The 16,535-nt window shown below is 70.5% G+C and carries 15 protein-coding genes; 3 read left to right on the top strand and 12 right to left on the bottom strand.

Translation table 11 applies throughout. The features are described 5' to 3' along the window. Positions 1-9: 9 nt before the first annotated feature. The 6 genes from mmsA to MMA15_RS06720 form a co-directional block, all read right to left on the bottom strand. Entirely contained in the window at positions 10-1,599 is a 1,590-nt protein-coding gene (mmsA, locus tag MMA15_RS06745) for a multiple monosaccharide ABC transporter ATP-binding protein (RefSeq protein WP_241063047.1), read from the bottom strand. A 53-nt stretch (positions 1,600-1,652) separates the two neighbouring features. Next, positions 1,653-2,807, bottom strand: a complete 1,155-nt coding sequence (gene chvE, locus MMA15_RS06740; protein WP_241058169.1) for a multiple monosaccharide ABC transporter substrate-binding protein — start codon at positions 2,805-2,807, stop codon at positions 1,653-1,655. A 3-nt stretch (positions 2,808-2,810) separates the two neighbouring features. Beyond that, a complete protein-coding gene (locus MMA15_RS06735) occupies positions 2,811-3,797 on the bottom strand; it encodes a hypothetical protein (protein ID WP_241058167.1) in 987 nt (328 codons plus the stop codon). A 381-nt stretch (positions 3,798-4,178) separates the two neighbouring features. Then, positions 4,179-5,204, bottom strand: coding sequence for a zinc-dependent alcohol dehydrogenase (locus MMA15_RS06730; protein WP_241058165.1), 1,026 nt, complete (start codon positions 5,202-5,204; stop codon positions 4,179-4,181). 89 nt (positions 5,205-5,293) lie between these two features. Continuing rightward, entirely contained in the window at positions 5,294-6,487 is a 1,194-nt protein-coding gene (locus MMA15_RS06725) for a mandelate racemase/muconate lactonizing enzyme family protein (RefSeq protein ID WP_241058163.1), read from the bottom strand. A gap of 295 nt (positions 6,488-6,782) precedes the next feature. Next, positions 6,783-7,742: an SGNH/GDSL hydrolase family protein gene (locus tag MMA15_RS06720; protein WP_241058162.1), complete on the bottom strand. Its 960-nt coding sequence runs from the start codon at positions 7,740-7,742 to the stop codon at positions 6,783-6,785. Positions 7,743-8,062: 320 nt separating this feature from the next. Here MMA15_RS06720 and MMA15_RS06715 point away from each other — a divergent pair, with 320 nt between their 5' ends. Both MMA15_RS06715 and MMA15_RS06710 read left to right on the top strand, forming a co-directional pair. Then, positions 8,063-8,557 carry a DUF3145 domain-containing protein gene (locus tag MMA15_RS06715; protein ID WP_241058160.1) on the top strand — a complete coding sequence of 165 codons (495 nt, stop codon included), beginning with the start codon at positions 8,063-8,065 and terminating at the stop codon, positions 8,555-8,557. 59 nt (positions 8,558-8,616) lie between these two features. Then, the gene (locus MMA15_RS06710) at positions 8,617-9,513 is read left to right on the top strand and encodes an NAD(P)-dependent oxidoreductase (RefSeq protein WP_241058159.1); all 897 of its coding nucleotides are present in this window, start codon (positions 8,617-8,619) and stop codon (positions 9,511-9,513) included. 120 nt (positions 9,514-9,633) lie between these two features. Here the strand turns inward: MMA15_RS06710 and fabF are convergent, their stop codons facing one another. The 5 genes from fabF to MMA15_RS06685 all read right to left on the bottom strand — a co-directional run bounded on the left by fabF (position 9,634) and on the right by MMA15_RS06685 (position 14,642). Continuing rightward, positions 9,634-10,905, bottom strand: coding sequence for a beta-ketoacyl-ACP synthase II (fabF, locus tag MMA15_RS06705; RefSeq protein WP_277400054.1), 1,272 nt, complete (start codon positions 10,903-10,905; stop codon positions 9,634-9,636). Between the two features lie 101 nt (positions 10,906-11,006). Further along, a complete protein-coding gene (locus MMA15_RS06700; RefSeq protein ID WP_241058156.1) occupies positions 11,007-11,255 on the bottom strand; it encodes an acyl carrier protein in 249 nt (82 codons plus the stop codon). A gap of 107 nt (positions 11,256-11,362) precedes the next feature. Continuing rightward, complete coding sequence (locus tag MMA15_RS06695) at positions 11,363-12,367, bottom strand: ketoacyl-ACP synthase III (RefSeq protein ID WP_241058154.1); 1,005 nt, start codon at positions 12,365-12,367, stop codon at positions 11,363-11,365. A gap of 20 nt (positions 12,368-12,387) precedes the next feature. Further along, a complete protein-coding gene (locus MMA15_RS06690) occupies positions 12,388-13,320 on the bottom strand; it encodes an ACP S-malonyltransferase (RefSeq protein WP_241058152.1) in 933 nt (310 codons plus the stop codon). A 101-nt stretch (positions 13,321-13,421) separates the two neighbouring features. Beyond that, positions 13,422-14,642: a PucR family transcriptional regulator gene (locus MMA15_RS06685; protein WP_372498194.1), complete on the bottom strand. Its 1,221-nt coding sequence runs from the start codon at positions 14,640-14,642 to the stop codon at positions 13,422-13,424. A gap of 82 nt (positions 14,643-14,724) precedes the next feature. Here MMA15_RS06685 and MMA15_RS06680 point away from each other — a divergent pair, with 82 nt between their 5' ends. Further along, positions 14,725-15,519: a pirin family protein gene (locus MMA15_RS06680; RefSeq protein WP_241058151.1), complete on the top strand. Its 795-nt coding sequence runs from the start codon at positions 14,725-14,727 to the stop codon at positions 15,517-15,519. A 134-nt stretch (positions 15,520-15,653) separates the two neighbouring features. Here MMA15_RS06680 and MMA15_RS06675 read toward each other — a convergent pair whose 3' ends face one another. Continuing rightward, complete coding sequence (locus MMA15_RS06675; RefSeq protein ID WP_241058150.1) at positions 15,654-16,514, bottom strand: serine hydrolase domain-containing protein; 861 nt, start codon at positions 16,512-16,514, stop codon at positions 15,654-15,656. Positions 16,515-16,535: the final 21 nt, after the last annotated feature.

Below are 16,535 nucleotides of genomic sequence, written 5' to 3'. Positions count from 1 at the left end.
GGTCGGCCCTCAGCTCTTGTCACTCGTGCCGTCGGCAGGGTTGGTGGTGCCTGTTGTCGTCCCGGTGTCCAGGGATTCGGTCATGTGCCGCATCAGCAGCTCCTGAGTCGCTTCCTCACGCGTGACCTCGCCGGTGAGCCGCCCCGCCGACATCGTGTAGATGCGGTCGCACATGCCCAGCAGTTCGGGCAGTTCGGAGGAGATGAAGACGACGGCCTTGCCGTCAGCGGCGAGCTTGTCGATGACGGCGTAGATCTCGTACTTCGCACCGACGTCGATGCCGCGCGTCGGCTCGTCGAGGATGAGCACCTCGGGTTCGGCGTGGATCCACTTGCTCAGCACGACCTTCTGCTGATTGCCGCCGCTGAGCCGCTGCACCTGCTCATGGACCGTGGGCGCCTTGATGTTCATCGACCGCCGGAAGCGCTCGGCGACGCGCCGCTCCTCGTGCTCGTCGACGACACCGCGCCGGGTGAGCCCGCCGAGCGAGGCGAGGGAGATGTTCCGGTTGATGTCGTCGATGAGGTTGAGCCCATAGGTCTTGCGGTCCTCGGTGACATACGCTATGCCGTGCGAGATCGCCTCCGGGACGGTACGCACGGAGACTTCACGGCCGCCCACCGAGACGGTTCCGCTCTCGTAGACGCCGTAGGAGCGGCCGAAGACGTTCATCGCCAGCTCGGTGCGGCCCGCGCCCATCAGCCCGGCGATGCCGAGGATCTCCCCGCGCCGCACCTCCAGCGAGACATCGTCGACGACCTTGCGCTGATGGTCGATGGGATGCCGCACCGTCCAGCCCGACACCGCCATGGCGACCTCTCCCGCGTCCTCGCCCTCGTAGCGGGTGCGCGGCGGGAAGCGCTGGTCCAGATCGCGGCCCACCATCCCGCGGATGATGCGGTCCTCGGATATCTCCGGCTCGTCGCCGGGGTGTTCGCGCACCGTGAGGGTCTCGATCGTGCGGCCGTCGCGGAGGATCGTCACGGAGTCCGCGATCTGGCGGATCTCGTTCAGCTTGTGCGAGATGACGATGCAGGCGATGCCCTGGGCGCGCAGCTCCCCGATCAGCTCCAGAAGCTTGCGGCTGTCCTCGTCGTTGAGCGCGGCGGTCGGCTCGTCGAGGATCAGCAGCCGCACTTCCTTCGACAGCGCCTTCGCGATCTCTACGAGCTGCTGCTTGCCCACGCCGATGTCGGCGATGCGCGTCTGGGGCTTGTCCGGCAGACCCACCCGCTTCAGCAGCGCGTCCGCCCGACGCAGGGTCTCCCCCCAGTCGATGACGCCGCGGACGGCGTGCTCGTTGCCGAGGAAGATGTTCTCCGCGAGGGAGAGATAGGGCACCAGGGCGAGTTCCTGATGGATGATCACGATGCCGCGCTGCTCGCTCGCCCGTATGTCCTTGAACGCACAGGGCTCGCCGCCGAAGAGGATCTCCCCCTCGTAACTCCCGTGCGGATGCACGCCGCTGAGGACCTTCACCAGCGTCGACTTGCCCGCGCCGTTCTCGCCGCAGACCGCGTGGATCTCACCGGCGCGCACCGTGAGGTTGACGTCCGAGAGCGCCTTGACCCCGGGGAAGGTCTTGGTGATGCCGCGCATCTCCAGCACGGTGCCGCCGGCCTCCGCCGGCGCCGACTGCTCTGCCGGGGCCGTCACTTGAGCTGCCCAGCCGTGTAGTAGCCGTCGTCGACGAGCCGCTGCGTATTGGACTTGTCGATGCTCACGGGCTTCAGCAGATACGACGGGACGACCTTCTTGCCGTTGTCGTAGGTCTTGGTGTCGTTGACCTCGGGCTTCTTCCCGGTCAGCACCGCGTCGCCCATCTGCACCGCCTGCTTGGCGAGTTTGCGTGTGTCCTTGTAGACGGTCTGCGTCTGCTGCCCGCGAATGATCGACTTCACGGACGCCAACTCCGCGTCCTGACCGGTCACCAGGGGGTACGGCTTGTCGTCGGTGCCGTAGCCCGCGCTCTTGAGCGCCGAGAGGATGCCGATGGAGATGCCGTCGTAGGGGGAGAGGACCGCGTCGACCTCCTCCGAGCCGTAGTTCTTGCTCAGCAGGTCGTCCATGCGCTTCTGCGCGGTGCCGCCGTCCCAGCGCAGCGTCGTCGTCTGGTTCATCTTCGTCTGCTTGCTGCGTACTTCGAGCTGCCCCTTCTTGATGTACGGGCGCAGCACCTTCATCGCCCCGTCCCAGAAGAACTTGGTGTTGTTGTCGTCGGGGGAGCCCGCGAACAGCTCGATGTTGAACTTCTCGTCCTTCTTCTCGTCGAGCTTCAGCTTGTCGACGATGTAGCCGCCCTGGAGTTCGCCGACGCGCTCGTTGTCGAACGAGGCGTAGTAGTCGACGTTCTCGGTGCCCAGCAGCAGCCGGTCGTAGGAGATGACGGGGATGTCGGCTTCCTTGGCTCGGCGCAGCACGTCCGTCAGCGCCGAGCCGTCGATGGCGGCGACCACGAGCAGCCGGTGCCCCTTGGCGATCATGTTCTCGATCTGGGCGACCTGGTTTTCGACCTTGTCGTCGCCGAACTGGAGATCCGCCTTGTAGCCGGCGGCCTTGAACTGCCGTGCCATGTTCTTGCCGTCGGCTATCCAGCGCTCGGACGACTTTGTCGGCATGGCCAGTCCGACGGTGCCGCCCTTGCCCTTCTCGGCCTTGTAGCGGCTGCCGCCCTTCGCCTCCTGGCCGCAGGCGGCGAGCGACGCGGTCAGCAGCGCTACGGCGGCGACCGCGGCGACCGGTGCGCTGCGCCGCCGGCGTTGCCGCGAACCGGCAGGTGTACGGGTGCGGATGTGCTGGGTTCCCATGTGTCAGTTCCTCTCGGGGAGGGGGAAACGCTGAAGCGTGCCGGGCAGTCGTGATCCCGGCGGTGACATGCCGCCGTCGGCGCCGAGCCGCGCGAGCAGATCCAGCGCGAGCCTGCCCCTGCGCACCCGCTCACGTGCGCTGTCGAGGGCGACGTCGCGCAGGTGCGCGCCGTACGGGTAGATGCCGGGCGCGTTGCTGAGCCCGAACTTGAGGTAGAGCGGTGCACCGCGCCTGATCAGCTCGGCGGCGTCGTACATCCGTACATAGCCGCCGAGGTCGTCGGGCGCCTCCAGATAGAAGTCCATCGGGGCGGCGCTGACGCGGCGTATCTCCGTGATCTGCGCGAGCGTCAGATCGGAGGGGACGTTGAGCGAGTCGGCTCCCAGACGCTCGTGCACGCTGTACGAGGCCGGGTTGACCGGGCCGATGAGCGCGGAGACCTTCAGCGTGGTGTCGGCGGGCAGTTCGCCGCTCGCACGCAGCCGGTGCAGGGTCCACAGCACGCCCTCGTCGGCCACCAGCAGGCAGCGCACGCCCAGTTCGGCCGCGCGCAGTGCGTCCTCCACGCACCCGGCGACCGCGTCCAGTCCGCGTGCGCGCAGACCGCCGCCGCCGGAGGGCGTACGGGTGGAGGCGCCCACGTCCCAGATGCCGCGCGGCCCGGTGAACAGGCAGAGCTCCACGTCGTGTCGGGCGCATGCGCCCGCCATCTCCGTGATCTGGGCGTCGGTCAGCATCCATATGCCGCTGCCCTGGCTGATGCGGTGCACGGGTACGTCGAGGGAGGCCGCCTCCTTCAGCACGGTGGCGACCGCCTCGGGCCCCTCGCAGGAGGGGACTTCGGTACGCCAGGTGCCGCCGTCGGGGAAGGCGTGCGCGGAGGCGTCGGCCGGATCGGGGGCGGGGGCGTCCAGACCGAGGGACCCCAGGGCGTGTGCGCCGGGCCGACGGGGCGGCCCGGGGGGCGGGTCGGTGGATGAGGCGTGCACTGTGCTCCTGACGGTCGGGGGGTCGGGGGTAGGGGTCGGTGGTCGGGAGCCGGAGGCTCCGGGGCTCGAAGCCCGGCGAGGTCGAAGTCGCCAGGAGGTCGGGGGCTGCGGGATCGGGGCTCGGGAATCGTGCGGGCTGGGGGATCGTGTGAGCTACGGGGGCAGGAGCCCAACGGGGCCGGTTTTCGGGGGACTTGACGACTTGGCGACATGACGGCTCAAGGGGGCGAGGCGGTCCTTGGGCCCGGGGACCCGCTGCTCAAGGCTCCTGGGAACCCGGGCAGCCGCCGAACCAGGCGACCCGGCGGAACCCTGCGCCGAACCCCTGCGCCGAACCCCTGCGCCGAACCCCTGCGCCGAATCCGGGGCCGAGCACGGCGCTCACCCCGAGTCCATGGACGGTCTCAACAGCACCTTCCCGACGGAGGGATCACCGCTCCCCACAAGGCGAACCGCCTCCCCGAACCCGTCAAGCGGCAGCTCATGGGTGACGAGCGGCGCCGGATCGAGCAGCCCGGCGCCGAACGCCCGCACGGCGTACGACCACGCCGCGGGCGGCGCCCCGAACACCGAACGGATCGTCAACTGGCTCACCGACAGATGCACGGGGTCGATGCCCTGCGCCCCCGCCTCGAACATGCCCGTCAGCACGACTCGTCCGCCGCGCCGCGCGAGCATGCAGGCGTCGTGCGCCGTACCGGGTGCGCCCGCGGTCTCCAGCACCAGGTCGAAACCGTCGTCGCCGTCCGGGCCGCCCGAGCTGTCCGTCGCCTGCGGCGTGCGGGCGTGCGTGGCGCCCGACTCCAGGGCCTGTTCGGCGCGTTGGGCCCGTGGATCGACGGCCAGCAGCTCGGCGGGGGAGTACGCGGCGAGCAGTTGCACCGCGAGCATCCCCAGCGTCCCCGCGCCGAGCACGGCGATCCGCTCTCCCGCACGCGGACCGGCAGCGAGCACCGCCGCCGCTACGACCGCCGCCGGTTCCAGCAGCGCGGCGGCCCGCAGATCCGCCCAGTCGGGCAGGAGATGCAGCAGCCGTGCGGGCAGCACGAGCCAGTCGGCGAAGGCTCCCGGCCGCGTGAAGCCCGTCTCGTCGTAGCCGCTGGTGCAGAGACTGGTCTCGCCCTCCCGGCAGCGTTCGCAGCTCAGACACGCACGGAAGCCCTCGGCCACACAGCGCCGCCCGAGCAGCGCGGGGTCGGTGCCCTCGCCGACGGCGTCGACGATCCCGGCCCACTCATGTCCGGGCGTCACCGGGTAGCGCACGTAACCGGGTGCGCGAGTGCCGTCGTAGAGCTCCCGGTCGCTGGCGCAGACACCGGCGGCGTGGACGGCGACCCGCACCTCGCCGGGGCCGGGCCGCGGCTGCGGCCCGGTGACCAGCCGGTGCTCACCGGGCCTGTCGACCACGACGGACCGCGCCGAGCCAGACTGAGCCGAGCCAGACCGCGCGGGGTCAGCCCCTGCGGAAGCCGCTGCCGCGCCGTCTGCTCCCGCCGTCATCGACGCTCACCCCGCCCTGCTGCGGCCCGCGTGGCCCCCGCGTGCGCCGGATCGCGCCTCTCCCAGCCCTCGGCCCAGAGGTCGAACCTGGCCTGCTGCTGCGGGAATTCGGCCGCCGCGTCGGTGTCCAGCTCCACACCCAGGCCCGGCGCGTCCGGCAGGCCGAAGTAACCGTCCACGACCTGCGGCGCTCCCTTGACGACCTTCTTGATCTCGGAGTCGGCGAAGTCGTTGAAGTGCTCCAGGATCTTGAAGTTCGGGGTGCAGCCCGCGAGTTGGAGCGACGCCGAGGTCAGCACGGGCCCGCCCACGTTGTGCGGTGCGACCAGCGTGTAGTGCGTCTCCGCCGTGGCGGCCAGCTTGCGGGCCTCCAGAATCCCGCCGATATGCCCGACGTCGGGCTGGATGATGTCGGCCGCCTGCGACTCGAAGAGTTCCCTGAACTCGATGCGGTCGTGGATGCGTTCACCGGTCGCCACCGGCAGCTCGACCTTTCCCGCGACCTTCGCGAGCGCCTTGAGGTTCTCCGGCGGAACAGGCTCCTCCAGCCATGCCGGACGGTACGGCGCCATCTCACGTGCCAGCCGTACGGCGGTCGACGGGCTGAACCGGCCGTGCATCTCCAGCATCAGCTCCGTGTCCGGCCCGACGGCGTCCCGTACGGCCTCGATCAGTGACACGGCGTAGCGGGTGGCATCGTTGTCAAGCTCCAGCCGTCCGTTGCCGAACGGATCGATCTTCAGTGCGCGGTAGCCGCGCCCGACCACCGCCCTCGCCGCCTCGTGGTACGCCTCCGGGGTGCGCTCGGTGGTGTACCAGCCGTTGGCGTACGCCTTGACCCGGTCGGTGACCCTGCCGCCGAGGAGCTGCCACACCGGCACGCCCAGTGCCTTGCCCTTGATGTCCCAACAGGCCGTCTCCACACAGGCGATGCCGGACATCACGATCTCCCCGGCCCGCCCGAAGTCCCCGTACTTCATCCGCCGTACCAGGTCCTCGACCGCGAACGGGTCGGAGCCCGCGATGTGGTTGGCCTCCGCCTCGCGCAGATAACCGAGCAGGGCGTCGGTGTGCCCGAGCATCCGGGTCTCGCCGACTCCGGTGAGGCCCTCGTCGGTGTGGACCTGAACGAATGTGAGATTGCGCCAGGGGGTGCCGACGACATGGGTAGTGATTCCGGTGATGCGCACGGCTAGGGCCCTTCGCACAGTTCGCTGTTCGAGATTTCGACGCATGTTCGAAATGCTGACGCGAAATGTATTGATGCCCCGCGAGCGGAGTCAATGGGTGGTGCCGCGCTTCTTCGCCGCATGCCCGCCGGGTCGTCCGCGTGACCCGGCCTGCTTAAGGGGACGAACGCCCGCCGGGGGACGGGCACATGGCAAGACGCCTGCGCACCGGCGCCTTCGCACTGATGTCGGCGCACCGACGCCTGCGCGCGGGTGCCCGTGACCTGGCCATGGACTCCGTGACCGGCCCGCGAAGCTAGCGGGGGCGCTCTCCATGCCGTGCGGTGATCCCGCGGTACGCCAGCTCGGCCAGCTTCCGCTGCCCCGTCTTGCTGGGGTGGAACCAGTCCCAGCGGCTCAGTTCGCTCTTCGTGAAGCGGTAGCGGAAGACGGCGCCCCCGTCATAGCGGCACCGCAGAAATCTGCCGCACTCCTCCTCCAGCACGGAGTTGTACGCCATCACCCGTTCATGTACTTGCTGCCGCCGTTCCTCTGCCGCCTGCGAGTCCGACTGTGAATCGCGCAGCATCGACTGGCAGATCCCCAGGTCCCACACGCGCTTCCCCCATGGATCGTTCCGGCCCTGTGACCACAGCCGTTTCAGATTGGGCACGCTGGAGACGTACACCTGAGCCTTGGGCCGTGCCTTGTGCAGCGTGCGAAGCGCCGTGCGGAAGTCGGCACGGAAGTCCGCCACGGGCGTCATCTGCGCGACGGCCGGGCGGCAGGCGTCGTTCGCCCCCGCGAGCACGGTCACCAGCTCGGGCCGCTTGCGTGCCGCACGCTCCATCTGCTGCGGCAGATCGGCCATCACGGACCCGCTGACGGCGAAGTTCCAGCTATGCCCTGCCGGATCGTCGTCGATGAGCCGCTCGGCGATGCTCCGTACGGCCGCGTCCGTACCGGTGACCCAGGAGACCCGTGAACAGTCCGCGAGCAGCGAACAGGCGTCGAAGCCCTGGGTGATGGAGTCGCCGACGGCCGCCACGGAGTCGGGGTGCCGTTCCCATGGCGGCGTGGGGGAAGGAGAGGGGCGCGAGGCGCCGGGTGGGCGCTCCCCCGTAGTGCCTCCGCTACCGATGCCGCAGCCGGCGGTGAGGGCGAGAGATCCGGTGAGCAGAACGGTCGCGGAGTTGACGGCGACGGCCCGTCCACGACGCCTTATCCGGCCGACGGTGCCCTGGCCGAGACCCGTGGGCCCGCGTCTGTGCGGCATCTGCCCCCTCGTTCCCCGCTGTTGGTGCGGCCGTATGTCACCGGCGGTACACCGGTGCGCGATAGCTTGGCCCCGTGCTCTCCTGCGAGTTTCGCATCGTGCCGACGGGCAGGAAGCGTGTTCGGCGACAGCAAAATATTACACCGCGTCACCTCATGTCCCTTTCGGGGAGAATTGGCGCCAATGGTGTTTACTATTCGTAACCTCGGCGCTGAAGAAGTGACCGGTGGTGCAGGAGGTCAGGCGCCGACCCGGCGCGTGACCGGCAGGTAGTCGAGGCAGTCCGGCGAGGACGCCCTCGGACCGCACTGGAGGTCCCGGTGACGACACGTGGAGTTCTGTACGTGCACTCCGCTCCCCGCGCGCTGTGCCCGCACGTCGAATGGGCTGTGGCGGGAGTGCTCGGCGCCCGCGTCAACCTCGACTGGATCAGACAGCCGGCCTCACCGGGTACATGGCGTGCGGAGTTCTCCTGGCAGGGCGACCCCGGCACCGCATCGAAACTCGCCTCCGCGCTGCGCGGCTGGCACCTGCTGCGGTTCGAGGTGACGGCCGAGCCCTGCGCCGCCGCCGAGGGCGAGCGCTACAGCTCGACTCCCGAGCTGGGGATCTTCCACGCCGTCACGGGGATGCACGGCGACATCCTCATTCCGGAGGACAGGCTGCGTGCCGCGGTCGGACGGGCATCGCGCGGGGAGAGCGAACTCGAGGCGGAGATCGCCAAGTTGCTCGGCAAGCCCTGGGACGACGAGCTGGAACCTTTCCGCTACGCCGGCGAAGGAGCACCCGTGCGGTGGCTCCACCAGGTCGTCTGAACCGTCACCGCCCGTGGGCCGCGGCACCGTCGCCGGCCGGAGTCCCTTAGCCTGCCCCCATGTCTGAGCGGCTTTCCGTGGCTGTCCTCGGCACCGGGATCATGGGTGCCCCGATGGCCCGCAATCTGTGCAGTGCCGGGCTCGACGTGCGCGTGTGGAACCGCACCAGAGCCAAGGCCGAGCCTCTGGCCGAGGACGGGGCCCTTGTCGCAGGCAGCCCGAGTGAAGCAGTCGACGGCGCCGAGGTCGTAGTGACGATGCTGCACGACGGGCCCGCGACCGCCCAGAGCATCAGCGCCGCCGCACCCGGCCTGCGTCGCGGTGCTGTCTGGATGCAGTGCACGACCGCCGGAGTCGAAGGGCTGCCGCCCCTCGTCGAACTCGCCCGGGAGCACGGGCTCGACTTCGTCGACGCCCCCGTCCTCGGTACGCGCGCACCCGCGGAGGCCGGGCAGTTGCTGATGCTGGCCGCCGGGCCGCAGCGGGTGAGGCCGCAGATCGGGCCCGTGCTGGAGGCCGTCGGCTCCCGTACGGTCTGGGTCGGCGAGGAGCCCGGAGCGGCGACAAGGCTCAAGCTGGTCTGCAACTCCTGGGTTCTCGCCGTCACCCACGGCACGGCGGAGGCGCTGGCACTGGCCGACGGCCTCGGAGTCGATCCGCAGAGCTTCCTCGACGCCGTGGCGGGCGGCGCCCTCGACATGGGCTATCTGCGGAACAAGGCGGACGTGATCCGCTCTCGCGACTTCTCACCGAGCTTCGCCGTCTCGACCGCGGAGAAGGACGCGCGGCTGATCGTCGCCGCCGGTGAACAGGCGGGGGTGCGGATGGACGTGGCCGCGGCGGGTGCCGAACGGTTCCGGCGCGCGGCCGAACTGGGCTACGGCGGCGAGGACATGGCCGCCTCGTACTTCGCGAGCTTCCCCGGCGAGGAGGGCACTGCCCCGGCGGGCGGCTGACCGGCGCCCGGCCCGCGCACGAAGGGCGATGCGTACACGAGAGAGGGACGGTTCGCCTGGAGCCGCCCCTCTTCCGTGCTGTGCGGGCGTGTGCGTGTGTGCCGGTGTGTGCGTGCCGGATCAGACCGTACGGAAGGCCAGCACCACGTTGTGGCCGCCGAAGCCGAACGAGTTGTTCAGCGCGGCGATCGTGCCCTCGGGAAGCGCACGGGCCTCACCGCCGACGATGTCGGCGTCCGCCTCCGGATCGAGGTTCTTGAGGTTGATCGTCGGCGGTGCAGTGCGGTGGTGCAGCGCGAGGATCGAGGCGACCGTCTCGATGCCGCCCGCACCGCCCAGCAGATGACCCGTCATCGACTTCGTGGCGGAGATCGCCATGTGGTCGGTGTCGTCGCCGAAGACCTTGCGCAGCGCCTTGAGTTCCGCGATGTCGCCGAGCGGCGTCGAGGTGGCGTGCGCGTTGATGTGCATGACCTCGGCGGGCTTGAGGTCGGTCTGCTGGATGAGGTTCTCCAGCGCGAGCGCGATGCCGTTGCCGCTGGGCTCGGGCTGCGTGATGTGGTGGCTGTCGGCCGAGATGCCCTGGCCGACGGCCTCCGCGTAGACGCGTGCGCCGCGCCTCCTGGCGTGCTCCGCCGACTCCAGTACGACGACGCCCGCGCCCTCGCCCATGACGAAGCCGTTGCGGTCGCTGTCGTAGGGACGTGAGGCGCCCTCGGGGTCGTCGTTGTCCTTCGACATCGCCATCATGTTGCCGAACGCGGCGATGGGGAGGGGGTGTATGGCCGCCTCGGTGCCGCCCGCGACCACGACGTCCGCACGGCCGGTACGGATCATCTCCACCGCGTAGCCGATCGCCTCGGAACCGGAGGCGCAGGCGCTGACCGGAGTGTGCACCCCGGCGCGGGCGTTGACCTCCAGGCCGACGTTGGCGCTCGGGCTGTTCGGCATCAGCATCGGCACCGTGTGCGGGGACACACGGCGTGCGCCCTTCTCCCGCAGGATGTCGTACTGGCCGAGCAGCGTGGTGACACCGCCGATGCCGGAGGCGACGACCGCGCCGAGCCGGTCCGGCGAAACGGCCGCGTCCTCACCGGCCTTGGCGGTGAAACCGGCGTCCGCCCACGCCTCGCGGGTCGCGATCAGCGCGAACTGAGCCGAGCGGTCCAGCTTGCGCGCCTGCGGACGCGGAATGATCTCGGTGGGCTCCACCGCGATCTCGGCGGCGATACGGACGGGCAGTTCGGCCGCCCAGTCCTGGGTGAGAAGGCCGACGCCGGAACGTCCGGCGATCAGACCCTCCCAGGTCGATGCGCTGTCGCCACCCAGCGGTGTGGTTGCGCCGATACCGGTGACGACCACGGAGTGTTGGGTCGTACTCACTGGATTCATGTCTCCACTGGTAGAGGGGGAGCCGTGCGAACCACCCCGACCGCGCCCCGGCATGGGTCCCGGGGGCGCGGTGGATGGCGACAGACGCTTCAGGCGCCGTCTCAGCTCTGGTGCTTGATGATGTACTCGGTCGCGTCACCCACGGTCTTGAGGTTCTTCACGTCGTCGTCCGGGATCTTCACGTTGAAGCGCTCCTCGGCGGCGACGACGACCTCGACCATCGACAGCGAGTCGACGTCCAGGTCGTCGGTGAAGGACTTGTCCGGCTGGACGTCCTCGGTGGGGATCCCGGCGATCTCGTTCACGATCTCGGCGAGACCGGCGACGATCTCTTCCTGCGTGGCGGCCATCTCGGCGCTCCTTCGGTCTTCGTTCTGCTGCTGCGTACTTACGAGTTGACTCTTGCGGGGTCGCCACACACTGCCGCACGGCGCTGTGCGGACTGCGTGGATCTTGACTAAGGGAGGGTAACGACCGTCGCCGCGTAGACGAGGCCCGCCCCGAAGCCGATGACGAGGGCGGTGTCACCGCTCTTCGCCCGACCGGTCGCCAGCAGCCGCTCCATCGCGAGCGGGATGGAGGCGGCCGAGGTGTTGCCGGTGGTCTCCACATCGCGGGCGACCGTTACGTGCTCCGGCAGTTTGAGTGTCTTCACCATCGAGTCGATGATCCGCATGTTGGCCTGGTGCGGGATGAAGACGTCCAGTTCCTCCGGGCTGATCCCGGCGGCGTCGAGGGCCTGCTGGGCCACCTTCGCCATCTCGTAGACGGCCCAGCGGAAGACCGCCTGGCCCTCCTGGCGGATGGCGGGGAACTTCTCCACGCCGCCCTCGCGGTAGGCGTCCCAGGGGACGGTCTGGCTGATGACGTCGGCCTTGTCGCCCTCCGAACCCCAGACGCTGGGGCCGATGCCCGGCTCCTCCGACGGGCCGACGATGACCGCGCCCGCGCCGTCCCCGAAGAGGAACGCCGTCGAGCGGTCGGTCAGATCGGTCAGATCCGAGAGCCGTTCGGCGCCGACCACCAGTACGTACTCGGAACTCCCGTCGGCGATCAGGCCCTTGGCGAGCGTGAGGCCGTAACCGAAGCCCGCGCAGCCCGCGTTGATGTCGAACGCCGCCGCCTTGCCGGCGCCCATGCGGTCCGCGATCTCGGTGGCGATCGACGGGGTCTGCTTGAAGTGCGAGACCGTCGAGATGATCACAGCGTCCACCTGCTGCGGCGTGATGCCCGCGTCGGCGACGGCCTTGCCCGCCGCCTCCAGCGTCATCTCGGCGACGGTCTCGTCGGGACCGGCCCAGTGGCGGCTGGCGATGCCGGAGCGCGAGCGGATCCACTCGTCGGAGGAGTCGATGTGCTTGAGGATCTCCTCGTTCGGCACGACACGGGTCGGGCGGTAGCCGCCCACGCCGAGGATGCGTGAGTACGGGGAACCCTTGGCGGGCTTGATCTTCGCGGTCATGCTCTCGAGCTCCTTGGGGCTCAGGCGGTCTGCGTGTGCTCGGCGATCAGCTCGCGCGCCGCGTCGAGATCATCGGGGGTTTTCAGTGCCAGGGTGCGTACGCCGGGCAGGCCGCGCTTGGCCAGTCCGGTGAGGGTGCCGCCCGGGCAGACCTCGATGAGCGCCGTGACGCCCATCTTCTGGAACGTCTCGGTGCACAGGTCCCAGCGGACGGACGCCGAGACCTGGCCGACCAGCCGCCGCACGACCTGCTGTCCGTCGTCGACGACGGCGCCGTCGAGGTTGGAGACGTAGGGCAGCACCGGGTCGTGGACCGTGACGTCCTCGACGGCGGCGGCCATGGCGTCGACCGCCGGTGCCATGTGGCTGGTGTGGAAGGCGCCCGCGACCTTCAGGGGAATGACGCGTGCCTTCTCCGGCTTGTCCTCGGTGAGCGCGGCGAGTTGCGCGGCGGTGCCCGCGGCGACGATCTGGCCGCCGCCGTTGATGTTGGCCGCGGTCAGGCCGAGCTTCTCCAAGTGGGCGACCACGGCGTCGGGTTCGCCGCCGACGACCGCGGACATGCCGGTGTCGGTGACGGCCGCGGCCTCCGCCATGGCCCGGCCCCGCGCCGTGACGAGCGTCATGGCGTCGGCGTCGGAGAGCACGCCCGCCGTGGCTGCGGCGGCCAGTTCGCCCACGCTGTGCCCGGCGACGGCGCCCGCCACCTCGGTCACCTCACGCCCGTCCAGCAGGGCGCCGGCGGAGACGAGGCTCGCGGCGACGAGCAGCGGCTGGGCCACGGCGGTGTCGCGGATCTCGTCCGCGTCGGCCTCCGTGCCGTAGCGGACGAGATCGAGACCGGTGGCGGCCGACCACTGCGCGATCCGGTCGGCCACGCCGGGGAGTTCGAGCCAGGGAGTCAAGAGGCCAGGCTTCTGCGCGCCTTGGCCGGGAGCTACGAGTACGAGCACTCTTTCACTCTCTCCCGGGAGACGGCTTTCGCGCCGGTACGGAGCGGTACGAAGAACCGCAGGGCAAATTGTCGAGCCCCGACAAACCGGCCCGCTCCGGGCTAGGACTGGGCGCCGAAGTCGTTGAGACGCCCCAGAATCAGCGCGATACGGAGCGTGAAGGCGGAGCGGACGTCGGAGGGCGACCATCCGGTGACGTCCGTCACACGTCGCAGCCGGTAGCGGACGGTGTTGGGGTGTACGAACAACATCCGCGCCGCTCCTTCGAGGCTGCTCGCCTGTTCCAGATAGACGCTCAGAGTCTCCAGCAGCGCGGAGCCCGCCTCCTCCAGCGGTCTGTAGATCTCCTCCACCAAGAGCTCCCGCGCGGTGGGGTCGCCGGCCATCGCGCGCTCCGGCAGCAGATCGTCTGCGAGCACCGGGCGCGGTGCGTCCTGCCAGGCGGCGCAGGCCCGCAGCCCGGCGGCGGCGGCCTGGGCGGAGCGGGTCGCCGACAGCAGGTCGCCGACGATGGGCCCGGCGACCACGGGGCCGGGTGCGAACGGCCCGATCAGCGACTTCGCCGCACGCAACGGATCGTCGCTGCCGCCCGCGACGACCACGAGACGGCTGCCGAGCACGCCGGTGAGGACCTGGAGTTTGGCGTGCCGGGCCGCCCGCCGTATCGCTTCCACGGTCAGTTCGCTGTCGCCGTCCGGGGCGTTGCCGAGTACGACCGCGACATGCTCCGGCGAGTTCCAGCCGAGGGCGGCTGCACGGGAGACGGCGCCCTCGTCGGCCTCGCCCGACAGCACGGCGTTGACCACCAGCGACTCGAGGCGCGCGTCCCAGGCTCCGCGTGCCTCGGCGGCCTGTGCGTAGACCTGTGCGGTGGCGAAGGCGATCTCGCGGGCGTAGACGAGCAGCGCCTCACGCAGCACCGACTCGTCGCCGGGCGCGGCGACTTCGTCGATCGCCGCCTCGACGACCTCGATCGTGGTGCGCACCAGCTCGACGGTCTGGCGCAGCGTGATGGCCCGGGTCAGCTCGCGGGGGGCCGTGCCGAAGACGTCGGTGCTGATGGCCTGCGGCGTCTCCGGGTGCCGGAACCACTCCGTGAACGCCGCGATCCCGGCCTGGGCGACGAGCCCGATCCAGGAGCGGTTCTCCGGCGGCATCGCCCTGTACCACGGGAGCTGCTCGTCCATGCGCGTAATGGCCGCCTGGGCGAGCTTGCCGGAGGACTGCTCCAGGCGCCGCAGGGTCGCGCCGTGCGGGTGCTCGGCGTGTTCCGGGCGCTCGTCGGGTGGTGGGTTCGCGGAAGGATCTGTGGATTCGGGCACGTGCCAAGCCTGCCTCATCGGACCGCGGGGGCGGGCCCGGGGGGCGCTGCCGAGAGGTGCCGCAGCGGATTACCGTGGGCTCATGCTTCAGGTGTGGCGGGGGACCGACCGGTACCGGGGCGGTGACGAGGCGGCGGGGATCGACACCCGTCACGCCTTCTCCTTCTCCGGCTTCTACGACCCGGACAACGTGGGTTTCGGACAGCTCGTCGCCTGCAACGAGGAGCGGCTGGCACCGGGGGCGGGCTTTCCCGAACACCCGCACAGGGACGTGGAGATCGTCACGTGGGTGGCCGAGGGGGAGCTGGAGCACATCGACTCGACGGGCCGCACCTCGCGGGTGCGCGCGGGCGACGTGCAGCGGATGGGAGCGGGGCGCGGAGTGCGCCACATCGAACGCAACGCGGGCCCAGGGCCGTTGCGCTTCGTGCAGATGTGGCTCGTACCCGGCGTACGCGGCAGCGCTCCCGGCGAGGGACACGACCCGGGGTACGGCTACGAGCCCGAGTACGAGGTGGTGCACGGCATCGCGGACGGCACGCCCTTCGCGGTGCCGCGCACGGAGGCGGTGATGCATGTGCGGCGCCTGGGGGAGGGCGAGCGCACGGCGGTGCCGGACGCGGCGTGGGTGTACGTACACGTGGTGCGGGGCTCGGCGGAGATCGGCTCGGGGGGCTCCGATGCGACTGCGAGCGGGAGTTCGGACGCGAGTTCAGGCGAGGGTCCGGGAGCCGCCGGTGCCGCGCCCACCGGCGAGCTGCTCGACGCCGGCGACGCCGCCCGGATCACCGACGCACGTGACCTGGAAGCGAGAGGCGCCGGGGGCCCGGTGGAGCTGCTGATGTGGGAGATGCACGCGGAACCGGGGTACGGCTGACGCCGGTCACGCACCGACAAGCAGAGGCCGGAGCCGGAAGCGGAACCGGACCGGCACCGGACCCTCCCGGCATCGAACCGGCACCGGGCGCTTCCGTTATCCGGACCGGCACAGGCCCGGCCCGACTCGCCCCCTTACCCGCGCAGTTCGGCCAGCACCGCGTCCGTGAACGGCGGCCACGCCTCCACCGCCCACTGCCCGAAGTCGCGGTCGGTGAGGGCGACGCAGGCCGCGCCCTCGTCCGGGTCGACCCAGAGGAAGGTGCCCGACTGCCCGAAGTGGCCGTAGGTGCGCGGCGAGGACGAACTGCCCGTCCAGTGCGGGGACTTGCCGTCCCGGATCTCGAATCCGAGGCCCCAGTCGTTGGGGGACTGGCTTCCGTAGCCCGGCAGCAGGCCCCTGAGTCCGGGGAATGCCACAGAGGTCGCCTCGTCGAGGGTCGCGGGGCTCAGCAGTCGCGGTGCGAGCAGTTCGGCGGCGAACCGGGCGAGGTCGTCCGCGGTGGAGACGCCGTCCTTGGCGGGGGAGCCGGGCAGATCGGTCGAGGTCATGGCGAGCGGTTCCAGCACGGCCTCGTGCAGATACCGGGGGAAGGGGATGCCGGTGACCTTGGCGACGTGGTCGCCGAGCGCCTCGAAACCGGCGTTGGAGTAGATGCGGCGGGTGCCCGGCTCGACCGTCGGACGGTCCTCCTCGAAGGCCAGCCCTGAGGTGTGCGCGAGCAGATGGCGGATCGTCGAACCCTCCGGTCCCGCGGGCTCGTCCAGCTCCACCGCGCCCTCCTCGACGGCGATCAGCGCCGCGTACGCCGCGAGGGGCTTGGTGACGGACGCGAGCGCGAACCGGTGCCCCGTGCTGCCGTGAGCTGCGACGACGGCGGGCGAACCCGTGCGGTCTCCGTCGGCGCCGGGCGCCTGCCCGCCGCCTGTGCGTGAGACGACCACGGCGGCAGCGGTCGGCACGGGCCAATTGTCGATCATCCGCAGGCTGTTCATGCCGCCGAGCGTAACGTGACG

This window comes from Streptomyces marispadix, assembly GCF_022524345.1.
GTDB lineage: Bacteria > Actinomycetota > Actinomycetes > Streptomycetales > Streptomycetaceae > Streptomyces > Streptomyces marispadix.
Note: the sequence above shows the minus strand (reverse complement) of the source record. Positions and strands in the feature narration are given on the sequence as shown.

Coding starts and splice junctions, on each gene's coding strand:
- MMA15_RS06695 (WP_241058154.1), bottom strand. CDS start 12,367: ATGACCGCGAAGATCAAGCCCGCCAAGGGTTCCCCGTACTCACGCATC.
- chvE (WP_241058169.1), bottom strand. CDS start 2,807: ATGGGAACCCAGCACATCCGCACCCGTACACCTGCCGGTTCGCGGCAA.
- MMA15_RS06710 (WP_241058159.1), top strand. CDS start 8,617: ATGTCTGAGCGGCTTTCCGTGGCTGTCCTCGGCACCGGGATCATGGGT.
- MMA15_RS06680 (WP_241058151.1), top strand. CDS start 14,725: ATGCTTCAGGTGTGGCGGGGGACCGACCGGTACCGGGGCGGTGACGAG.
- mmsA (WP_241063047.1), bottom strand. CDS start 1,599: ATGCGCGGCATCACCAAGACCTTCCCCGGGGTCAAGGCGCTCTCGGAC.
- MMA15_RS06700 (WP_241058156.1), bottom strand. CDS start 11,255: ATGGCCGCCACGCAGGAAGAGATCGTCGCCGGTCTCGCCGAGATCGTG.
- MMA15_RS06675 (WP_241058150.1), bottom strand. CDS start 16,514: ATGAACAGCCTGCGGATGATCGACAATTGGCCCGTGCCGACCGCTGCC.
- fabF (WP_277400054.1), bottom strand. CDS start 10,905: ATGAATCCAGTGAGTACGACCCAACACTCCGTGGTCGTCACCGGTATC.
- MMA15_RS06720 (WP_241058162.1), bottom strand. CDS start 7,742: ATGCCGCACAGACGCGGGCCCACGGGTCTCGGCCAGGGCACCGTCGGC.